Source organism: Candidatus Eremiobacterota bacterium (genome assembly GCA_031082125.1).
Taxonomy (GTDB): Bacteria; Vulcanimicrobiota; CADAWZ01; order CADAWZ01; family Ess09-12; genus Ess09-12.
Genome location: JAVHLM010000022.1, coordinates 14,742 through 34,056 on the forward strand (window position 1 = coordinate 14,742; position 19,315 = coordinate 34,056).

At 56.9% G+C, this 19,315-nt stretch carries 20 protein-coding genes; 5 read left to right on the forward strand and 15 right to left on the reverse strand.

Translation table 11 applies throughout. The features are described from left to right. Nucleotides 1-160: 160 nt before the first annotated feature. Together RDV48_21335 and RDV48_21340 are read left to right on the forward strand one after the other, a co-directional pair. A complete protein-coding gene (locus RDV48_21335; GenBank protein MDQ7825358.1) occupies nt 161-712 on the forward strand; it encodes a hypothetical protein in 552 nt (183 codons plus the stop codon). Beyond that, entirely contained in the window at nt 675-1,535 is an 861-nt protein-coding gene (locus RDV48_21340) for a hypothetical protein (GenBank protein ID MDQ7825359.1), read from the forward strand. The genes RDV48_21335 and RDV48_21340 overlap by 38 nt, the downstream gene beginning before the upstream one ends. An 87-nt stretch (nt 1,536-1,622) precedes the next feature. Here RDV48_21340 and RDV48_21345 read toward each other — a convergent pair whose 3' ends face one another. From RDV48_21345 to RDV48_21415, 15 genes are all read right to left on the reverse strand, one after another. Then, nucleotides 1,623-1,922: a DUF4405 domain-containing protein gene (locus tag RDV48_21345; protein ID MDQ7825360.1), complete on the reverse strand. Its 300-nt coding sequence runs from the start codon at nt 1,920-1,922 to the stop codon at nt 1,623-1,625. 144 nt (nt 1,923-2,066) lie between these two features. Continuing rightward, a complete protein-coding gene (locus RDV48_21350; protein MDQ7825361.1) occupies nt 2,067-4,937 on the reverse strand; it encodes a molybdopterin-dependent oxidoreductase Mo/Fe-S-binding subunit in 2,871 nt (956 codons plus the stop codon). Further along, entirely contained in the window at nt 4,934-5,773 is an 840-nt protein-coding gene (locus RDV48_21355; protein ID MDQ7825362.1) for an FAD binding domain-containing protein, read from the reverse strand. The genes RDV48_21350 and RDV48_21355 overlap by 4 nt, the downstream gene beginning before the upstream one ends. A 33-nt stretch (nt 5,774-5,806) precedes the next feature. Next, nucleotides 5,807-6,703 (reverse strand): ATP-binding protein, encoded by an 897-nt coding sequence (locus RDV48_21360; GenBank protein MDQ7825363.1) that lies wholly within the window; start codon nt 6,701-6,703, stop codon nt 5,807-5,809. Between the two features lie 28 nt (nt 6,704-6,731). Further along, nucleotides 6,732-7,187 carry a hotdog domain-containing protein gene (locus RDV48_21365; GenBank protein MDQ7825364.1) on the reverse strand — a complete coding sequence of 152 codons (456 nt, stop codon included), beginning with the start codon at nt 7,185-7,187 and terminating at the stop codon, nt 6,732-6,734. Continuing rightward, the gene (locus RDV48_21370; GenBank protein ID MDQ7825365.1) at nt 7,178-8,029 is read right to left on the reverse strand and encodes an ATP-binding protein; all 852 of its coding nucleotides are present in this window, start codon (nt 8,027-8,029) and stop codon (nt 7,178-7,180) included. Before RDV48_21370 ends, RDV48_21365 begins: the two co-directional genes overlap by 10 nt. 111 nt (nt 8,030-8,140) lie before the next feature. After that, nucleotides 8,141-8,296 carry a hypothetical protein gene (locus RDV48_21375; GenBank protein MDQ7825366.1) on the reverse strand — a complete coding sequence of 52 codons (156 nt, stop codon included), beginning with the start codon at nt 8,294-8,296 and terminating at the stop codon, nt 8,141-8,143. Continuing rightward, complete coding sequence (locus RDV48_21380; GenBank protein ID MDQ7825367.1) at nt 8,293-8,655, reverse strand: NifB/NifX family molybdenum-iron cluster-binding protein; 363 nt, start codon at nt 8,653-8,655, stop codon at nt 8,293-8,295. The genes RDV48_21375 and RDV48_21380 overlap by 4 nt, the downstream gene beginning before the upstream one ends. A 15-nt stretch (nt 8,656-8,670) precedes the next feature. After that, nucleotides 8,671-8,865 carry a hypothetical protein gene (locus tag RDV48_21385; protein ID MDQ7825368.1) on the reverse strand — a complete coding sequence of 65 codons (195 nt, stop codon included), beginning with the start codon at nt 8,863-8,865 and terminating at the stop codon, nt 8,671-8,673. 14 nt (nt 8,866-8,879) lie between these two features. Next, entirely contained in the window at nt 8,880-9,110 is a 231-nt protein-coding gene (locus RDV48_21390; protein ID MDQ7825369.1) for a zinc ribbon domain-containing protein, read from the reverse strand. Between the two features lie 30 nt (nt 9,111-9,140). After that, nucleotides 9,141-10,385: an iron-sulfur cluster carrier protein MrpORP gene (locus RDV48_21395; protein ID MDQ7825370.1), complete on the reverse strand. Its 1,245-nt coding sequence runs from the start codon at nt 10,383-10,385 to the stop codon at nt 9,141-9,143. Nucleotides 10,386-10,396: 11 nt separating this feature from the next. Beyond that, a complete protein-coding gene (locus RDV48_21400; protein MDQ7825371.1) occupies nt 10,397-11,263 on the reverse strand; it encodes an ATP-binding protein in 867 nt (288 codons plus the stop codon). Continuing rightward, nucleotides 11,260-12,132, reverse strand: coding sequence for an ATP-binding protein (locus RDV48_21405; GenBank protein ID MDQ7825372.1), 873 nt, complete (start codon nt 12,130-12,132; stop codon nt 11,260-11,262). Before RDV48_21405 ends, RDV48_21400 begins: the two co-directional genes overlap by 4 nt. A 50-nt stretch (nt 12,133-12,182) precedes the next feature. Continuing rightward, nucleotides 12,183-12,431 carry a DUF5320 domain-containing protein gene (locus tag RDV48_21410; GenBank protein ID MDQ7825373.1) on the reverse strand — a complete coding sequence of 83 codons (249 nt, stop codon included), beginning with the start codon at nt 12,429-12,431 and terminating at the stop codon, nt 12,183-12,185. A gap of 92 nt (nt 12,432-12,523) precedes the next feature. Continuing rightward, a complete protein-coding gene (locus RDV48_21415) occupies nt 12,524-12,934 on the reverse strand; it encodes a helix-turn-helix transcriptional regulator (GenBank protein ID MDQ7825374.1) in 411 nt (136 codons plus the stop codon). 330 nt (nt 12,935-13,264) lie between these two features. Between RDV48_21415 and RDV48_21420 the strand changes: the two genes are divergently transcribed. Genes RDV48_21420 through RDV48_21430 form a run of 3 tightly spaced genes read left to right on the forward strand, consistent with a single transcriptional unit; the run spans nt 13,265 to nt 19,313 of the window. Next, on the forward strand, nt 13,265-14,695 hold the full coding sequence (locus RDV48_21420; protein MDQ7825375.1) for a TolC family protein: 1,431 nt from the start codon (nt 13,265-13,267) through the stop codon (nt 14,693-14,695). Between the two features lie 24 nt (nt 14,696-14,719). Further along, complete coding sequence (locus tag RDV48_21425) at nt 14,720-16,042, forward strand: efflux RND transporter periplasmic adaptor subunit (GenBank protein MDQ7825376.1); 1,323 nt, start codon at nt 14,720-14,722, stop codon at nt 16,040-16,042. A 4-nt stretch (nt 16,043-16,046) separates the two neighbouring features. Continuing rightward, complete coding sequence (locus RDV48_21430) at nt 16,047-19,313, forward strand: efflux RND transporter permease subunit (protein ID MDQ7825377.1); 3,267 nt, start codon at nt 16,047-16,049, stop codon at nt 19,311-19,313. Nucleotides 19,314-19,315: the final 2 nt, after the last annotated feature.

Here is a 19,315-nt window from a genome sequence, read left to right on the forward strand (position 1 = left end):
TCCAGTGCACATTGCAGGGAGTTACCCTGACTCCATTCCCTGGGCTCATGAACTTATGCTCAAGAGCATCACACCAATGGCAGCCTTTAATTTTTCCCGGCGCGGGCATTCGTGGCACAGGCAACATGCTGTCTCATGTAAATCCTGCCGGCCGGGAGCAATGATGCCGGGAAGGCGGATTTCTTTCGATAAGGTATACAGACGCTACGGAGAAGGCGACAAGACGGTCCTCGGGGGGATCACCGCAAAGAGAGGAGATCAGGCGGTCGAGCTCCCCTGGAGCGGGGAAGACATCCAGCTTCTCTCATACTATTACTGCGGCAGCGAGCCCGGGTCCCTGAAAAATCCTGATACGGCAGAAGCCATTCGGAAGGTATATGACTCGGGGAATACTTTCTATGACCGCTATCTTGCGCAGTGTTTCCAGTACAAGGAAGGAAATCCTTTGTACGCCTATTCCAATGCAGTGAGGCTCACCAGAGACCGCGATCCTCAGTCGGACCTGCACTTCAAGGATGGGGAAAAGTTCTTTCAGATTGAGTCCCTGGGCGATTTCAAGAGAGCCTGCGTGCTCTCAGGGGCGATGAAAGCCACTGAGCTCTCTCCTGATGAGCAGAAAGCCCTTCCCATTATCTCCGGCATGCTGAAAGAAGGAGCGACCTTCGTGGAGAGATATGGCGATTCGAAAGTGGGCCCTCTCGCTCCTGCCTAAAGATGAGCAGCGCCTCATCTCCCAGATGAGGGAGCTGGGACAGAAGGGGATGAGCTTCAAGGGCTACTATGACGGCTCAGAACTGACCGTACTCAAGGGAATGAAAGGAGAGCTGGGGAAGGCTTTCGTAAGACATAAGGGCGGGAATGAGAGCGTGCTGGACGATCCCAGGGATTTCCAGAGGCTCAAAGCAATCTACTTTACCGGTGACCTGCAGGCGCTCCCGAAGGGGGAAAAGGACATTGTTGAGTCCATAAATTTCATGAAGGATCAGGGATATGGCTGCGCAGTGCTCTACCAGGGAAAAACAGAATATGCCGAGCCTTTTGACGTGCTGAAAGCCGCCGTGAAGGGGCACAAGAGCATTGGGTTTGTAGACAGAGAACAGGCCTTTACCGAAATCTCGGTCTCCGATGACCTTGCCGATCTCAAGGCGATCCATTGCAACCAGGGCCTGGAGTCCTACTCAAAGAAGGAGCTCAAGCTTATCAGCCTCATCCAGGATCTCATGGGAAAAGGGTACACGTTCCAGGCAGATACGAATTTTGCCAATGTGGACTCACTGGGGAACAAAGTCTCCGTTACGCGGTACTATCCAGTGGGGGTACTTGCAGTGCTGAAAGGCCTGCGGTGCGGAAACACCAATCTCTGGCTTTACAAGGACAACACGAGAATTCCCATATCGCAGTTCCTCGACACGGTAAGCATGTTTGACAAGATAGAGGAGCTGCGCAACGAGGAGCCTCCTCCCCCGGAAAGCAGCATCAGGGAGGATGATGGCTTTGTCATCATCGGGGGAGTGAGGCTGCCGGTGAAAGGCTGAGAACCTGCCGCACTTCCCATAAAAAGCTCCCGGCCTTCCCGACGAAGCGGGCTAAATGGACCTGCAGGAATCCCCTCCCGTGATTGCTCACTTCTCCTCTTCTCCCCCGGAAGCAGCCCCCTCACGGGAATCCTTCCTCAGTTTTTCAGTCATGATCACTATCCACTCCCAGTGGCAGTTGATGTGATAAAATGCGAGGACTACGAAGAGAAGACCGGACCAGCGGTGAAGGATGCCGAAAAGCCTGCATCCGGGCGCAAGCATGGCCGCCCATATTCCCTCATCGGCCAGGGGCTTGAAAATCCACCTCAGGAACCCTGTCGCGGTGACAACCAGGAAGGAAAAGAGCATCGCCATGTCGATATAGTAGTTCTGTTTTGCCTTCATCTTTCACACACCTCCTGTTATATAAGTGTCATTGAAGCCTTGCACGCTCTTTTCCCCTGTCATGAAAGATACACTCTATATCCCTGTGGGGCCTTGGTATTAGAGGGTCACCTCACATGCCTCTTTTAATGAAGCTCAAATATCTCATATTTTCCCCAGGGCGGCGAGGATCTTCTCCGGAGTGAACGGCCATGTCCTCATCCATACACCCACCGCATCATAAATGGCCTCCGCTATGGCCGGAGCCGCGCCGTTGCAGGCGATTTCCGAGATGGACTTCGCCCCGTAAGGCCCATAGGGGTCATCGGTATAGATAAGCTCCGCCTTGAATTCGCCGGGAATATCCTGGATCATGGGGACCTTGTAGTCAACAAAGTTCGCGTTGATGCAGCGCCCCGTGCCGTCATAAAGCATCTGCTCATAGAGCGAGTGACCGATGGTCTTCAGCACTCCTCCGTACATCTGGCCGAGGGCCAGCTCGGGGTTGACGGGCGTTCCGCAATCCTGCAGGGCGAAATACTTCTCTACCTTTACCTCGCCTGTGCATACGTTCACTGCCACCTGGCAGAAATGGGCGCCGTAGGGGAATGAGGCCCTGTCCGAGGTAAAATGCCCCGTGGCGATAAGCTGGCCGCAGCCGGTCCCCGTTTCGGCATAATGGGCTATTTCTCCATATGCCAGGGATTTTATTGTACCTTCAACTCTCCCGGGATACACAAGCCTGAGATCCTCCGGTTTTTCCCCTGTGATTTCCGCCGTTACCTGTATGAGGCGGTCACGCATCGCCTTGGCGGCGTTGTGAGCGGCACCGCCGGAAAAATAGGTGCCGCTTGAGGCATAGGCGCCCACATCAAAAGGCGTGATATCGGTATCAGCAGCTATGATGGCAATCTTTTCCATATCTACGCAGAGTGTCTCGGCGGCGAACTTGACCGAGACGGTGTCAAGCCCGGTGCCGAGGTCGGTCCCGCCGGAAAGAAGCAGGAAGGTGCCGTCAGAGAGCATCTTTATCTCGGCGTTTGCCGAGTCAAGCCCGGGAAGTCCCGACCCCTGCTGAATGATGGCGAAGCCCTTTCCAATCTTCCAGTCCGGATCGCTGCTTTCCACAGGCTCTCCCCATTGAATAAGCTCCCTGCCCCTCGCGAGTGCCGGCCCGAGGCCGCAGCTCATCACCTTTTCGGGCTTCCCCTCCCTTCCCTCGCCGAGGCACCGGAGGATCTCCAGCATTTCGCCCTCACGGACACGGTTCTTCTCAATGATTTCCATGTGATCCACCCCGAGCTCTCTTGCAAGCTCGGCGACGGCAAGCTGGAGGGCGAATGCGCCCTTTGGAGCGCCATAGCCCTGATATGCGCCCGTGGGAGCAATGTTTGAATAGTACGTCGTGACATTGAAGCCCATGTTGTCGCAGAGAAACAGAGGGAGGGACTTGGAGCAGGCGTTCATCGGCACCGTGAGGCAATGGGCGCCGTATGGGCCGGTATTCGCTTTCAGGTCCATGAACACCGCGGTGAGCCTGCCGTCCTTTTTTGCGCCAAGCCTCACCTTCACCCTCATGACATGCCTTGTCCGGGAGGCGATGAACTCCTCCTCGCGGGTGAAGCGCTGGAAAATGGGGCGGCCCGTCACCCATGTGAGGTACGCCGCGACCTCTTCAAGCACAATGTCTTGCTTTGAGCCGAACCCGCCTCCGACCCTCTCCTTGATGACACGGATGTTGTTCTCGTCGGTCTCTATCACGCGGGCAACAATGCGGCGCAGATGCCAGGGCACCTGCGTTGAGGCGTGTATCACCAGCCTGTCGCCGTCCATATGGGTATATACCACGTGAGGCTCAACAGGGGTGCACTGCACCTGGGCGCTTTCATACTCGCGCTCAAGGATCACGTCGGCCTCCCGGTAGCCCTTTTCAAGATCGCCGATACCTCCCTTCACGCTTGCCGCAATATTGCGGCGCGGGTCACCATGGATGGGAAACTGGTAGATTATGCGGCCGTCTCTGGGATCGGCCCCCTTGTTATACTCTTCCAGGTTATCGGGCCCCCCCGCGATATATTCAACGGCGCTGTCATGCACGAGAGGTGCGCCGGGGGCCGCAGCCTCATCAATGGTAAGCACGGGTGCGAGGATCTCATATTCCACGGCGATCTTCTGTTCCGCCTCCAGCGCGGCTTCCCAGGTCTCCGCCACAATCGCGGCGACACGGTCGCCGACATGGCGCACCTTTTCGCTGATGAGTTTGCGGTCATAGGGCGAGGGCTCGGGGAAACCCTGGCCGGCCTGGTTGTAGTAGATGTCAGGGCTGTTGAGGTGAGTGAGGATGTGGACCACTCCCGGCACCTTTTCCGCCTCGCAGGTATCAATGGATTTTATATAGGCATGGGCATGGGGCGAGCGCATCATTTTCAGAATGCAGGCCCCCGGGGCGACCATGTCCTCGACAAAGGCTCTCTCCCCCCGCGCAAGCTTTGCGCCGTCCACTTTCCGCTTTGCCTTGCCCACCACCCTCGTGTCATCCCGGAACGACGGGGCGATAGGGCCGACAAAGCCTGGATCGGCAAGCCTTTTCACTGCAAGCTCGACTGCCTGGTAAAACTGCTGATAGCCGGTGCAGCGGCAGAAAATGCCGGAAAGAGCGTCGGTAATCTCACTGCGGCCGGGATTCGGGGAGCGCCTGAGGAGGCTTTCTATGGCCAGCACCATCGCGGGAGTGCAATACCCGCACTGGACGACGCCCGTGTCAACAAGGGCCGACTGAATCGCCGTGAGGGTGCGGTGCTTCGAAAAATGCTCTACAGTGACAATATCCCCGCCGTCTATCTGGGCGGAAATGAGCAGGCACGAGTTGACGAGGCGGCCGTTCAGGATAACGGCGCATGCGCCGCAGGTCCCTTCGCCGTTGCAGCCGTCGCGGACAGAGATAATCCCTTCCCGCCTCAGAAGGGCATCGGCAGGCTCTCCCGGCTCCGTATAAAACTGGCGCCTCAAGCCGTTGAGGGTGACGGTGATTTTCATGATCTCCCTCCCTTCCTGTCGAGAGCCTGATGAAGGGCCCAGCCCACCATCACCCCTGCAATGTGGCGCTTGAATCGCGCGCTGCCGCGCAGGTCATCAATCGGCGTTACCATGCGCTTCACCTCCGCCTCAATTTCGTCGCGTGAGGGAAGGCTCTGGCCGTCAAGCTGCTTTTCAAGCTCGAGGAGCCGTACGACTGTTGCCGCCACTCCTCCCATCGCCACACGGGGGCTTTCGATTTTAGAAGAATCGCCAAAGAGCGTCACCGAGACAGAGAGTATTGAAATATCGTTGGCGGTCCGGCTGTGCCTGCGGGTAGCCCACTTTGCATTGATTCTTGCTCTGGAGACTGATACTTTCAGGATAAGGGCGCAGGGATCGGGCCGGGCTATATGCTCCAGAAGGGGAAGGTCGGTATCTCCGGACTCAGCGGCGAGGTGCACCCGGGCGTCAAGCGCCAGAAGAGACGGAATCAGGTTGGAGCAGGACTTGTTGGTGCCTATGTTTCCGCCGAGCGTGGCCATATTCCTGATGGTGCGGTTTGCAAAGTGCCGTGCCGCTTCCGCCAGCAGGGGGGGCGTTGCGGGGTTATCAAGAAGGTCCTGGATGACCATATTCGCTCCGATAATCACTCCAGATTCAGTCTCTTCGATGGCCGCCAGAGGCAGGTGAGCGACTCCGATGGCCCGGTCCGGCACCTGCGCTCCAGGGCGCCGCATGCACCACCCCCTGGAGTTTACTTCCGTGCCGCCGGCAATATATGCCGATGCAGGAGAGCTATTTTTCAGCATTACCGCCTCTTTGACACTCGCAGGACGCAAAAATTCATTAAACATCCTCAAAACCTCCGGCTGGCTTGATTAATCGGTTTATAGATTACTGGCTCCATGGGGTGGCCTTTCTGTAAAAGACCTGACAGCGCTCCAGAGCATCAAAAGCCTCTCGTTGAAGGTGCTGCGGTATTCCGTTATTGCTTTCCCCTCTGCGAGGGCTTCCCTGAAAGCCTCGTCATAGGGCAGCTCGCCGGCGATGACCAGGCCTCTTGCCGTGCAGAGCTGCTCCATCATGGTTTTGATCTCCGGGTTTAAGGTGCTCTTATTGATCAGCAGACACGTGGGAATGACAAAATGCCCCGATAGCTCCAGGATTCTCTCGAGGTCGTGGAGCCCCGCAACGGTCGGCTCAGTGACGGCCACTACCGCATCACAGCCTGTCATTGCGGAAATAGCAGGGCACCCCATTCCCGCGGGACCATCGATGAGAATCGCGGGGTACTCCCCTTCCCGGGCAAGGCTCTCGGCCATCATCCTGAGCACGCGCACGAGCTTTCCTGAAGCCTCCTCAGCAGGAAGAAGGGAGGCGTGGACAAGAGGGCCCCACCCGCTTTTTGAGACATGCCATTCACCGCTCAGCGACTCTCTCATGGAAATGGCAGACGAGGGGCAGACTCTCTCGCAGAGGGTGCAGCCTTCACAGAGAGAGGGAGTGACCGCGAATTCTCCCTGAGGGCTTTCCATGACGGCGCCATAGGCACATGCTTCCAGGCACTGCCTGCACCTGTTGCAGACATTCATGGCGATAACGGCCTCTTTCCGCCCGTAAAAAGGCTCAGTATGGAGGACCTCGTGGGGAATTACAAGGGGAAGGTTTGAGGATTCCACATCGGCATCAAGAAGCACCGCACCTCCCGCAAGGGAGGCGAAGGCCGCGCAGATCGAGGTTTTCCCCGTTCCGCCTTTCCCGGAGAGGAAGCATATCTGCTTCATTCTTTTCCCTTTCAGCGCCCTGTAAGGCTCATGCCCGTCCGCCTTCCGCCATCCTGATAAACACAGCCTGGGCTTCGGCGCAGAGACGCTCTCCCTGGAAAAACCGTGCGATGAGGAGATAGGCGTTCTTCAGCTTTCTCTTCAGAAAGGTGACTACCCTTGCCCTCTCATTGGTATGGACTGGCGCATAATACCGGATATTCAGCCGGGCTGTCCGTGCCTTTACACAGTTGATAAAAAGGCAGTTTGTCATCGCCGAGTCAAGCACCGTGGCAATTATCCCGCCGTGGAGGGTGCCGTCATAGCTCTGAAAAGTCTCGTCACAGAAAAATTCTGACGCCACCGAGCCGTCGGCCTCAATCGCAAAATGAAGCTTGAGGCCGTGGCTGTTCTTCTGGCCGCAGGCGAAGCAGCGCTTGTGGTCACCATCAGCAATTGCAACAGGCATCATTTTTTCCCCGGATTTCACCAATTTCAGGAGCATAGGACCGTCACCCTCTCAAGAATCGATTTGAAAAGCGAACAGTACCGGTCATGTTCACCGGAGATTGCAGAGCCTTTCGAGGCGCTCCTCGCGATCTGCAGGTCATAAGGCACCCTGCCCAGCAGCTCAACACCCCGGGCGGCGCAGAACTCTTCGATCATTTGGTCATGAGCCCCCGACTTGTTGATTACCACAAGAACCCGCAAAGCCATCGCCCTTGAAAGCTCAAGAATCCTGGCCATGTCAGAGAGGCCGAAGACGGTGGGCTCAGCCACTATAAGGACTGCGCCCGAGCCTCTCATGGCCTCGGCGGCGAGAACCGTTCCGGGAGGGCAGTCGATAAGGGCATCCATATTCCTGTCTATATGGTCTTTTAAGGCCCTTATGAGAAATTTTCCGCGGTGCTCGGTGACAAGGGCCTCTCCTCTGATGAAGTGAAGGGCGGGCTTGCCGCCCCCGCGGGGGATCTCGCCTTTTTCTATTTTCCCTATTGGCCTCTCCCTGAATGAGATGGCCTTTTCGGGGCACACAGAGGCGCACCCCAGGCAGCTGTGGCAGAGATCCTGAAAGAGCAGGACCTTCTCCTCAAGCACCGCCAGAGCGTTATAGGCGCAAAATGCCGAGCACTCGCCGCACAAGGTGCAGCGCTGCCTGTTGATGACAGGCACCTTCATGGAAAAAGATCTGCTTGCGGCGTAGCATACGGGGAAAAAAAGATGAGCATTGGGCGCCTCGACATCACAGTCGGCAAGAGTGAGCACCCTTTCTGCCGAGAGGGCGAGATTCACCGCGACGGTGGTCTTTCCCGTCCCCCCCTTACCGCTTGCAATCGAGATAATCATGGCTTCGGGCTGCCTTCCATGTCAGAACCTCCTGCTCACTAATAAAAAATGCAGAGGCAGGCGCAGACGCTTTCAAATCCGCGAAAAGCCCGGGTTGCGCTGAAGAGCTTTTCACAGGCCCAGTTGGAACCCTGCGCCGCCGGCCATTGCCTTGTCACCAAGGGTGCTGAATAGCAATTCTTTATACTTCGTGCAATGACAGGGCACCTCGTTGTCATAGACAATCTTCATCTCAAGAGGCGCAGCAGGCTCGCGGGAGAGCATCACAGGCCCGAGTGCTCCGCCGCCGTAGGCGAAGAGACAGAGGGAAGCGTTCCCTTGCGGTAATCTTCCAGGGCCTCACGGACAGTCCTGGTATGGGCTGAGTACATTTTCACCCCTGCGGCCACAAGCGTCTGGTGGGCCTTGGGGCCGAAATTTCCCGAGATGACGGCATCGACTCCCTTATGGGCTACGAACTGGGCGGCCTGGATTCCCGCGCCTCCCGAGGCGGTAATGGCGGGATTCTCAAAGGCCTCGTACTCGAGCGTTGCCGGATCCGCGATGATGAAGAACTGGCATCTTCCGAAGCGGGCGTCGACCTGCCCGTTGATATCTTGTGCCTGTGAGGTGACTGCAACTTTCATGACATTCTCTCCCTTCTATTGACTCCGCACCATCAAGGTGCCGCATTTCGGGCACTGAAGCGACAGGCAGGGCACGCCGCGCTGATGGGGCACCTCGGTGCCGCACTGAGGACAGCGGCAGGTTCCCGGAGGGCCCAGGCCGCTTCCTCCCGGCCCTCTTCCCCTGCCTCCTCTTCCCCTGGGTTTATTCTGCTGATTATCTCCGTTCATGATTCTGCTCCTTTCTATTTCCCGCAGCAATGCTTCGGGCTCGCGCAGGGTGTTGACGACCCGCAGCAGGTTCCGGAGCTTGCTGCGGCCTCCCTTGTTGAAGATGCGACGCTGAAAGATGAGGTATAGACTCTCTCAAGAGCCCCGGCGCCGCATTTGCCGCAGGCCGGCTGCGGGTCTCCCGTTTTCATGATCTGCTCAGTGATGAAGCCGCATTGAAGGCATTTATACTCATATATCGGCATGGTGCTCTCCTTGAAGATAGTTGCATGATTTCAATGATCGCAGACATTCTCCCCTGTTCTCAGGGTTCCCGAGAGATAACTGCGAAGAAGGTCCTCCGGCGTGCCTCCCGGAGCGCCGGTGAGCACCTCTATGCCCTTTGCCCTGAAAAGCTCCTGGGCCCTCGAGCCCATTCCTCCCGCTATCACTAACGAGACTCCGAGGCCCGCAAGCCATTCAGGCAGAACTCCCGGCTCATGGGGCGGGGGCTTGAGAAGCTCCCTGGAGCCAATCTGTCCCTTTTCAAAGGCCACGATGGCAAATTCCTCGCAGTGGCCGAAGTGGGCGCAAAGCTTCCCTCCTTGTACTGGAATAGCGCATTTCATCGTTTTCACCTCCTTTTTCATGCTCTTCTTATCTTTACCCCGGGCTTCCTTTTCGCTTTCGGCAGAAGCCCCTGCAGATTTCTGTCTTTCTCCCCCTATAATGATTTTTTCCACGATCTTCTGAAAGGCCGCCGCTGAAGGCCCTTCACCGGCGGAAAGGGAAGGCTTTCCGTCATCGCTTGAGAGCATCACGGCAGGATCAAGAGGAATGGCTCCCAGGAAAGGAACTTTCATTAGCCTTGCTCCTTCCTCTCCGCCACCCTTCTTGAAGATGGCGGTCTCCTTCCCGCAGTGGGGGCATGAAAAGCCGCTCATGTTCTCGATGATGCCGCGCACAGGCATCGATACCTGCCTGCAGAAGTTGACACACCTTCGCACGTCGGCAAGGGACAGTTCCTGGGGAGTCGTCACGATAACTGCTTCACCGCCGGGAATGGTCTGGGCTATGGTGAGGGGCTCGTCACCGGTACCGGGAGGGGAGTCAATCACCAGGAAATCAAGAAGCCCCCACTCCACGTCGGAGATAAACTGCCTGATGGCCCCTATTTTCATGGGCCCTCTCCATATCACCGCATCGTCGCCTCCTCCCACAAGGTTCGCAATGGAGAGGACCTTGAGATTATCGGTGTATTGTATGGGGATAAGCCGGTCAAGCTCAGAGAATACCCTCTGGCCCCGGATCCCGAGAAGAGTCGGCACGCTCGGGCCATGGAGATCAACGTCCATAAGGCCCACGCTGTTTCCTCTCCTGGCGAGGGCCACGGCGAGATTTACGGCCACAGTGCTCTTTCCTACTCCTCCCTTGCCGCTCATCACTACCAGCTTTCTTCCTATCTGAGAAAGTGATCCGGTGATCAGCCTGTCCTGCTGTTTCATATACTGCTCTTTTTCTGTGTCCTTGCAAGAATGCATTACTTCCTCCTTCAGTTTTCTCCCATCATTTCCCGCGCGCTCTCCCAGATTCCCCCGATAGCTCCTGAAGTGCCGCCATCACAGTATTCAATAAGAGTCTTCCTGTTGACCAGGGCCTCCGTGAAAGAATGGTCAAAAGGGATCTCGCCAAGGCACGGGACACTGCTCACACTGCACAGGAACCTTATCTCCCTGGACATTGCGGCGTTCAGGTCGCACTTGTTTATCACCACCGCCGCCGGCACATTGAAATGCCGCAGAAGCCCGAGCACCCTCGAGGTGTCATGAAGCCCTGAAACCGTGGGCTCGCTCACTATAAGGGCCAGCCTGGCTCCCGTTATAGAAGCGATGACAGGGCACCCTATACCGGGGCTCCCGTCGGCGATAATCAGGGATGCCCCTTCAGCCTCGGCGTGCTCCCTGGCGAGCTTTCTCACGCGTGTCACAAGACGGCCCGTGTTCTCCTCGGCTATTCCAAGGCGGGCATGAACCATTGTCCCGAAGCGGGTTTTCGAGACAAAGACTTCACCGCACTCATTTTCTTCCATTCGAATGGCTCCCGCGGGGCAGTGGTCGGCGCATACGCCGCACCCCTCGCAGTCAAAATGGTCAATCTGGAAGCGTTCGTCTATCGCATCAAAACGGCAGAGCTCCCTGCACCTGCCGCATTCTGTGCAGAGATCGCTCTCTATGACAGGCTTGAAGCCGCTTCTGAAGACCTCGCGCTCCCTTATCTCGGGAGCGAGCAGAAGATGGAGGTCAGCGGCATCAACATCGCAATCGGCAAAAACACTGCCACGGGAGAGGGCCGCAAAAGAGGCGGTAATGCTTGTCTTCCCTGTGCCGCCCTTGCCGCTGATCACCACAAGCTCTCTCATCTCTCACCCCGCATCTGCCCTTGAAGGGCCGCCTTCCCGCAACGCTCTGCGACTTTCCTGAGAAGGCCGCTGAAACAGGCCTTTAACTCGGGATGAGCCTTTGCGAGCACTGCTCCGGTGGAATAGGACTCTGCGTATTTCCTTTCAAAGGGTATTTCACAGAGTACTTCGATATGCTCTTTGTCAAGATACTCATTGAGCTCACGGTACGGCCGGCCGGCCCTGTTGATCACGACTCCTGCAGGGACCGCGATCTTTCTCACTGTCTCGAGAGCTATGGAAAGATCATGGAGCCCGAAAGGCGTAGGCTCAGTGACAAGGATACAGAAATCAGTGCCTTTCACTGTGGCCACCATGGGGCACGATGTGCCGGGAGGAGCGTCGAATATGACGATAGCATCCTGGAGGGCTTCTCTTTTCACAGCCTTCACGAGAGGAGGCGAGAGGGCCACGCCTACTTCGAGCCTGCCGTGAACGAAGTGTATATGCCCCGCCATGCCCTTCTCCACCATGCCGATAGCACGTTTTCTCAATGTTATTGCCGATTCCGGGCAGGCGAGAAGACAGCCGCCGCATCCATGGCAGAGCTCCGGGAAGACCATGGCATTTTTAAGAAGCACCGCGATTGCATTAAACCGGCACACCTTTGCACACCTGCCGCAATAGGTGCATTTTTCCAGGGCGATCTCCGGCACCTCAAGGGTGACCGGCACCCTTTCCTTTATCGAAGGTGCGAGAAAAAGATGGCAGTTCGGCTCTTCCACATCGCAGTCAAGAAGCTGCACCTTTTCTTCTGCGCAGTAAGCCAGGTTGACCGCCACAGTGGTCTTGCCCGTGCCTCCCTTGCCGCTTGCAACGGAAATCTTCACTTTCAATGCTCCTTTAAGAGGGGGGAAGCCTGGATGCCTCCCCCGGTCACTCACTGATTGACGTTTTTCAGCTCCCCGAGCCTTGCCTGTATCGCTTCCATCTCGGTCTTCAAAAAGGCGAGCTCATTCTCAAGAAGGGTGGGGTCGCCGTACTGCATCCTCCAGCGCCCGCAGTGCATCCCCCCTCTCCTGCCATAGCCCCGGCCCCGCCCAAAGCCCGCGCCGGGATAGCAGAAGCCAAAGCCGCCCCCGCTGCGGGGGCCCTGCCCGAGAGGCCCTGTTCCATCGCCACCTGGCATAGATTTCACCTCCTTTCCTTGCTTATCCTGAGCATCTGCACTCTCATTGCGGGAATTTCTGTTTCCCTCCACGCTGAAAAAAATGGTGTTGCTTAATGGCGTTTTCCTTCTTCTGTAACAATGACCTGGCGGCAGGCGGCGCTCACCGCTGAGAGAGCTCCAATCGTGCGGTCTATCACCTCGGCCCACTCAATTATATGACGCTCTCCCCGGGGGGTAAGCCTGTATATCCTCCGCGCCGCTCCTCCTCCTGCGGTGCTCCATGCAGAAACGACCATGGAAGACAGCTCAAGGCGGTGCAGCGTCCTGTAAACCGCGCCCATATCGAGCCCGGCATGGGTCACCGCGAGCTCATTCGCCTTCTGCGCTATGGAATAGCCATGAGCCTCGCCGCACCTGGCAATCGATGTGAGCACGATTGGCTCCACAAAGCGGTAGAGATTGCCCATCTCGCAGGAGCATACACCTGTACCCTCTCTTCTGCAGCGTCGGCTACCTTTCATGGGTCCTCCAGTATTAGCAACTTGCATATAAGCAACCTACATATATAATATATGGTCACGATGCATTTGTCAAGGCAGGTGCTTCAGGGGAGATTTCTTTCCGCCGTAACCTTCAGGCCGCTTTGGAGGTGAAAATGCTCGAGGCCCCGGGCCTCCTTGGTTTCTTTAGCGACGCGCGCCTGACAACATTTTTCTTAATCAGCCGCCACCCCTCTTGACATATTTATCGTAATATTGTAATATATGAATTATGATATATTTTGATGCCGCTCCAATATTCCGTCTCATGGGACTGCTGCACATATCAGATTGGAGGCGCAGGTGCACCTTATGAGGAAAACACTCAACGCAGCCCTTCTCGTTCTCTTCGTGGCACTGCTTACCACACTTTCCCACGGCCAGTCCGTTGAGGAAAGGGCAGGCGGAGAATTGAGCCTGGCACCCCGGCATTTTGAGGAATACCTGAAAAGCTCATTACCGCTTCCGCTCACCGATGCCCTGAAGAAGGTAATTGAAGGCAACTATGCAATCAAGGCGCAGCAGGAAGAGGAAGGCGCGGCGCGGGCGGGCTTTGATTACGCAAAGAGCTTCGGCCTTCCCCGTGTTGACCTGCAGCTTGGCTATACCGTCTCCGACAACCCCGTGAACGTATTCGCCTTCAAGCTCAACCAGGCGCGCTTCACCATGCAGGATTTCGATATCCAGTCCCTCAACGACCCCGCCTCGACGACAAACTTCAACGCAGGCCTCCAGGTGAAATATCCTCTCTATACGGGAGGCAGAGTGGAGCTTGCCATGGACGCGGCGAAAGAGAACATCAAGGCGAGCAGGCAGGCGACAAGCGAGACCTCGAGAGGCATGCTTTCAAATATGCTCCAGTCATATCTCGCAGGCGCCCTTCTCATTGAAACCATCAAGGTGCTTGATGAAAGCCTCCAGGTGGCGGAAAAGCAGGTAAAGCTCGCCAGGAGCTTTTATGATCACGGGCTCGTGGTGAAAAGCGACGTGCTGGGCGCTGAAGTGTATTTTGCCATGACGCTCCAGGAGAGAAACCGTGTCTTCGGGAAACTGCAAAACCTCAACGAAGTGCTCAACAGGCTCATGGGGATAGAGGAGAAGCGCTCCTACTCCCTGGACTACGATTTCGGCATGCTCCCCGAGGTGAGAGAAGATTACGCCGCCCTGGAAAAAATGGCCCTGGAAAAGCGCCCCGACTATATCCAGGTCCTCCACCAGAGGACAGCTTTTGCAAAAATGAAGTCCGCCGAGGAGCGCTCATCGCAGCCCGAGGTAGGCTTTTACGGCCTTGCGCAGCACAATGACAGGGGCTTCTTCGTGCAGGGCTCCGGCGACATGACGGCAGGGATCTACGCCTCAATGCCGCTCTTTGACGGCGGCCAGAGAAAGGCCAGGGTGGACGAATACCGGGCGAAGCTCAAGGCCCTGGACCACAGGATTGAAATGCTCCGGCTCACCATAAGGGGGGAAGTGAGGGAAAGCCTCACCGACTACAATACCGCCCTTGCCAATATCAGGGCCTCGGAGCAGCAGGTCAGCCAGGCGAAGGAAAACTTCAGGATTGTCAGCAACCGTTACAGGGCAGGGCTTTCCACCTCCCTGGACGTGCAGCAGTCAGAGACTGTTGAAAGGCAGGCAAAGCTCTCCCGTCTTTCAGCTTCCCACGACATCCAGGCTGCTTTTTACCGAATACAGGTGGCCACGGGCGCAATAATCGACGGGATGGGCCTCAGTGCAAAATAACGAGACCGCGCAGAGGAGGATACCATGATAAAGAGAGCCTTGCTGAATAAGGGACTGAAGCTCATTGCAGTGATGCTCATGGTCATCCCTTTCACTGCCTCCTGCGGCCACAGGGAAAAAGCCGTGGAGGAAAAATCGGCGAGGGCTGAAATCACCGTTGACACGGCCACGGTAACAGAGAAAAAAGTGCCCCGGGGCGCGGAATTTCCGGGAACCGTCACGTCTGAGAAAACTGCTCTCATCGCCCCCAAGGTGATGGCCCTGATAGAAGAGCTCACCGTCAATGAAGGCGACCTCGTGGAAGGGGGGCAGCTGCTGGTGAAGCTTGACGGGCGGGACATCGAGGCGAAAGTCATGCAGGCGGAAGCGGCAGTGAGCCAGGCTGAGGCTTCAAGCAGGCGGGCAGATGCGGCAGTGAGCCAGGCGGATGCCTCTATGAACAGGGCCCAGGCGGGCATTGATGAGGGCAATGCGGCAATGATCCAGGCAAAAGCAAACCTGGAGCTTGCCTCAAAGAACCTCACGCGCTTCAAGGATCTCTACCGCGAGGAATCAATTCCCTTAGCCCGGCTTGAAGAGGTACAGGCGCAATACTCTTTTGCCCAGAGCTCCCTTGAGCAGGTGAAAGGCAAGATCGCCCAGGCAAAGGCGGGAAAGAAAGAGGCCATGGCAGGAAAAGCCCAGGCCATTGCCGCTTCCGGCGAGGCTCAGGCAGGGAAACGGCAGGCTCTCACCGGCGTCGAATCGGCACAGATCATGCTCTCTTACACGTCCCTCAGCGCGCCCTTCAGCGGGGTGGTCACAAAGAAATTCAGCGAAGCCGGCACCATGGCCTCGCCGGGCCAGCCTCTGCTGAGAATTGAATCGCTCTCGTATCTGGAGCTCGATGTGCCGGTCCCCGAGGGCAGGATCAAGGATATCCCCCTTCACAGGCCAATCAATGTATTCATCGATGCCCTGAACAAGAAAGTGCCGGGCGTGGTGAAAACCTATATTCCCTCCGGCGACGCGGCAACCCATACCTTCAAGGTGAAAATCGGCCTGCCCGGGGATAAGGGAATTCTTCCCGGCATGTACGGCCGTATCATGCTCGCAGACAGGAACAGAGCGGCTCTCCTTATCCCGCGGAGCGCCCTTGTTGAAAAAGGAAAGACAACAGGTGTCTTCAAAGTGGCCGTTGACCAGAGCGGCGAGAAGGCCTTTTTTGTGCCTGTTGAGGCCGGGAAGACTGTCCAGGGTGAGGTGGAAGTGCTCCGCGGCCTCGCCCAGGGGGACCCGGTAGTGGTGAATCCGCCGGAGGACCTGAAAGATGGGCAGGCTCTGAAAACAAGGAAAAGAGGGAGCTGATCCGATGGCTGAACATGATGATTCATCTTCCCCGCAGCCCGAAGCAGAGCCAAAAGCTGAAGCAGAGCCGCAGCCCCAGGGGCAGCGCTCCTCCACCTATGATATGAAGAACCTGAATATCGGAGGCAGGCTCACTGAGTTCTTCATCGACTCCAAGCTTACCATTCTTCTCATCATGGTCACCATGGTCTTCGGGATACTTGCTCTCTTTATCACGCCCCGCGAGGAAAATCCACAGATCAGCGTCCCCTCCGCCAACGTCATCATCATATACCCCGGCGCCTCAGCAGGCGAGGTGGAAAAGGTTGTCTCCGATCCTCTCGAGAGGCTTCTCTGGAAAATCAACGGCGTGGAGCATGTGTATTCTGCCTCCATGCCCGGAATGGCTGTAGTGACCGTGCGCTTTCACGTGGGCCAGCCCCTTGAAGACAGCATGTTCAAGGTTTACAACCAGGTTTACAGCAACCTGGAGCAGAGCCCCAAGGGGGTCCTTCACCCCCTTATCAAGCCTGTGGACATCGACGAGGTGCCCATCGTTGCCTTCACTCTCTATTCTCAAAGCCTCTCGGACTATGAGCTTCGCCAGGAAGCCCAGAGAATCATAGGAAAGCTCCGCGAGGTCCGGGGAAGCAGCGACGCCGTCATCGTGGGAGGGCAGAAGCGGCAGATTACTGTCGAAATTGATCCCGTGAGAATTGCCGCCTCGGGCATAGATCTCCCCCAGGTGGTGCAGGCCCTCCAGGTGGCTAACCAGGAGCTTCCCGCAGGGGACGTGGAGAGAGAGGGGAGAAAGTATTTTGTCCAGGCAGGGCAGTTCTTTCAGGACGCGAAGGAGCTGGAAACCCTTATTGTGGGGGTAAACCAGGAGAGCCCCGTATATCTTCGTGACGTGGCGCAGGTCACTGACGGGCCGGGAGAGCGCACCACTCTCACCCGCATCTCCTTCGGCCCGGCCGCGGAGAGCCATGAGGCTCACTTCATGGGGGAAGGGCAGCAGCCCGGTACCTCCTTCCAGATGGTGACCATCGCGCTGGCAAAGAAGAAAGGCCAGAATGCCGTCATTATTGCCAATGACCTCGTGAAGAAGATGCAAAGCATCGCCTCCACGGCCCTTTCTCCCGGGGTAAAATGGGTTGTCACGAGAAATGACGGGGAACGGGCCAATGATGCCGTAAACGAGCTTGTGCACCACCTCATGTGGGCCATTGTGATAATCATCATTCTTTCGGTAGTGAGCCTGGGGCTGCGTGATGCCGCTGTCATCGCCGTGGCGCTGATCCTCACGCTTCTCGCCACGCTGGGAATAGGCCTCCTCTTCGGGCAGACCATCAACAGGATAACCCTCTTCGCCCTTATCCTGGCCCTGGGGCTCCTTGTGGACGACTCAATCGTGGTGGTGGAGAACATTCACCGCCACCTCTCGATGACCTCCTGCCCGAGGAAAAATGCATGCGTAGGCGCGGTGAATGAGATCAGCGCGCCCACCATCTATGCCACCCTTGCCGTCATGGTCTCCATGATCCCGATGGCCTTCGTGACAGGAATGATGGGGCCCTATATGGCGCCGATTCCTTTTAATGTGCCCGTGTCCATGTTCATCTCGCTGCTGGTGGCCTTCAAGATCACGCCCTACCTCGGGTCGCGGTGGCTCAAGGTCCATCCCCATGCGAGCAGTGACGATCTGAAAAAGGGCTGGTTTTACAGAATTTACCAGAAGCTCATCACTCCCTTCCTCTCCTCCCCGGCGCTGCGGCGGCTGCTCTACCTGGCCCTGGCTATAATCCTGCTCATCATGCTCTCCTTCCCGCTGCTGCAGTGGGTGAAATTCAGGATGCTTCCCAAGGCCAATACCAACACTTTCCTGGTGACCATTGACATGCCCGAGGGAACGGTCCTGGGCAGAACCGATGAGCTGGCCCGCAAGGCCGCGGAGCTGATCCTGGCGCAGCCGGAAGTGAAGGATGTGGAAACCTTTGTGGGGACCGGCTCCATCGTGGACTTCAACGGCCTGCTCAGAGGAACAAGCTTCAGAAACGCCACCCACTTTGCCGACCTGCGTGTCAACCTGATTCACAAGCATTACCGGAAAGCCAGAAGCGAGGACGTGGTGGCCAGGCTCCGCCCCATGCTCCATAACCTCAGGTGCCAGATGGATGCCAATATAAAGCTCGTTGAGGATCCACCGGGCCCTCCGGTACGGTCAACTCTGGTGGCAGAGCTCTTCGGATCCTATGGGCCTGAGCAGAGGCGCCTCGCAGGGACCATCGAAGATGAGTTCAGAAAAGTGAAGGAAGTAGTCGATGTTGATTCAACGGTAAAAGTAACCCCGGGGAAATACGTGGTCAGGGCTGATAAGGTAAAAGCCCATCTCGCAGGCATCCCCTTCCAGCAGATCGTGCAGACCCTTTCAGGAATGATGCAGGGATACCCCGTCACCACGCTCCATCTCTGCAACGAGGAGGAGCAGGTTCCCGTGGTGCTCCGCTATCCCCTCCAGGACCGCCTTGCCATAGATGACCTTAAAAAAGTGACGCTCACTTCGATGAAGGGGGGGAAAGTGCCTCTCTCGGAGCTGATCACCATCAGCAGGGAAAAAGTAGACGCCACTATCTATCACAAGAACCTGCGCCCCGTGACCTACGTGTTCGGGGAGATGGGAAAGCGCAGCAGCGTCTATGCCATGATCGATCTTCTCATGTGGCAGTCCCGGCAGAAGCTGCCGCGGGGCTATGACCTGGAATGGGAGGGAGAATGGGATCTGACCCTCAAGGTGTTCCGCGACCTTGGCATCGCCATGGGAATCGCGGTGCTCCTTATCTATTTCATCATGGTAAGCCGCTTCAAAAGCTTCAAGGAGCCCCTCGTCATCATGGGAGCCGTGCCGCTCACCATGCTGGGCATCCTTCCGGGTTTTGCCATTCTCGGCGCTTCCGGCATCTATTTTTCCGCCACGGGGATGATTGGCGTCATTGCCCTCTCAGGGATCGTGGTGCGGAACTCCATAATACTCATTGAGTTTATCGCCGATCAGAAGGAAGCGGGCCTTACCATGGAGGAGGCAATCGTGGAGGCAGGCTCAGTGAGGGCGCGGCCTATCGTGCTCACTGCCGCCGCGGCAATGAGCGGCATGTTTGTCATCGCTGCCGACCCGGTGTGGAGCGGCCTCGCGTGGGCAATCATCTTCGGCGTGGTGGCCAGCACGTCGCTCTCGCTGGGCGTCATTCCGCTTCTCTATTACTCAGTCAAGGCCGGCGACTGGAAAAAGGCTTAAAA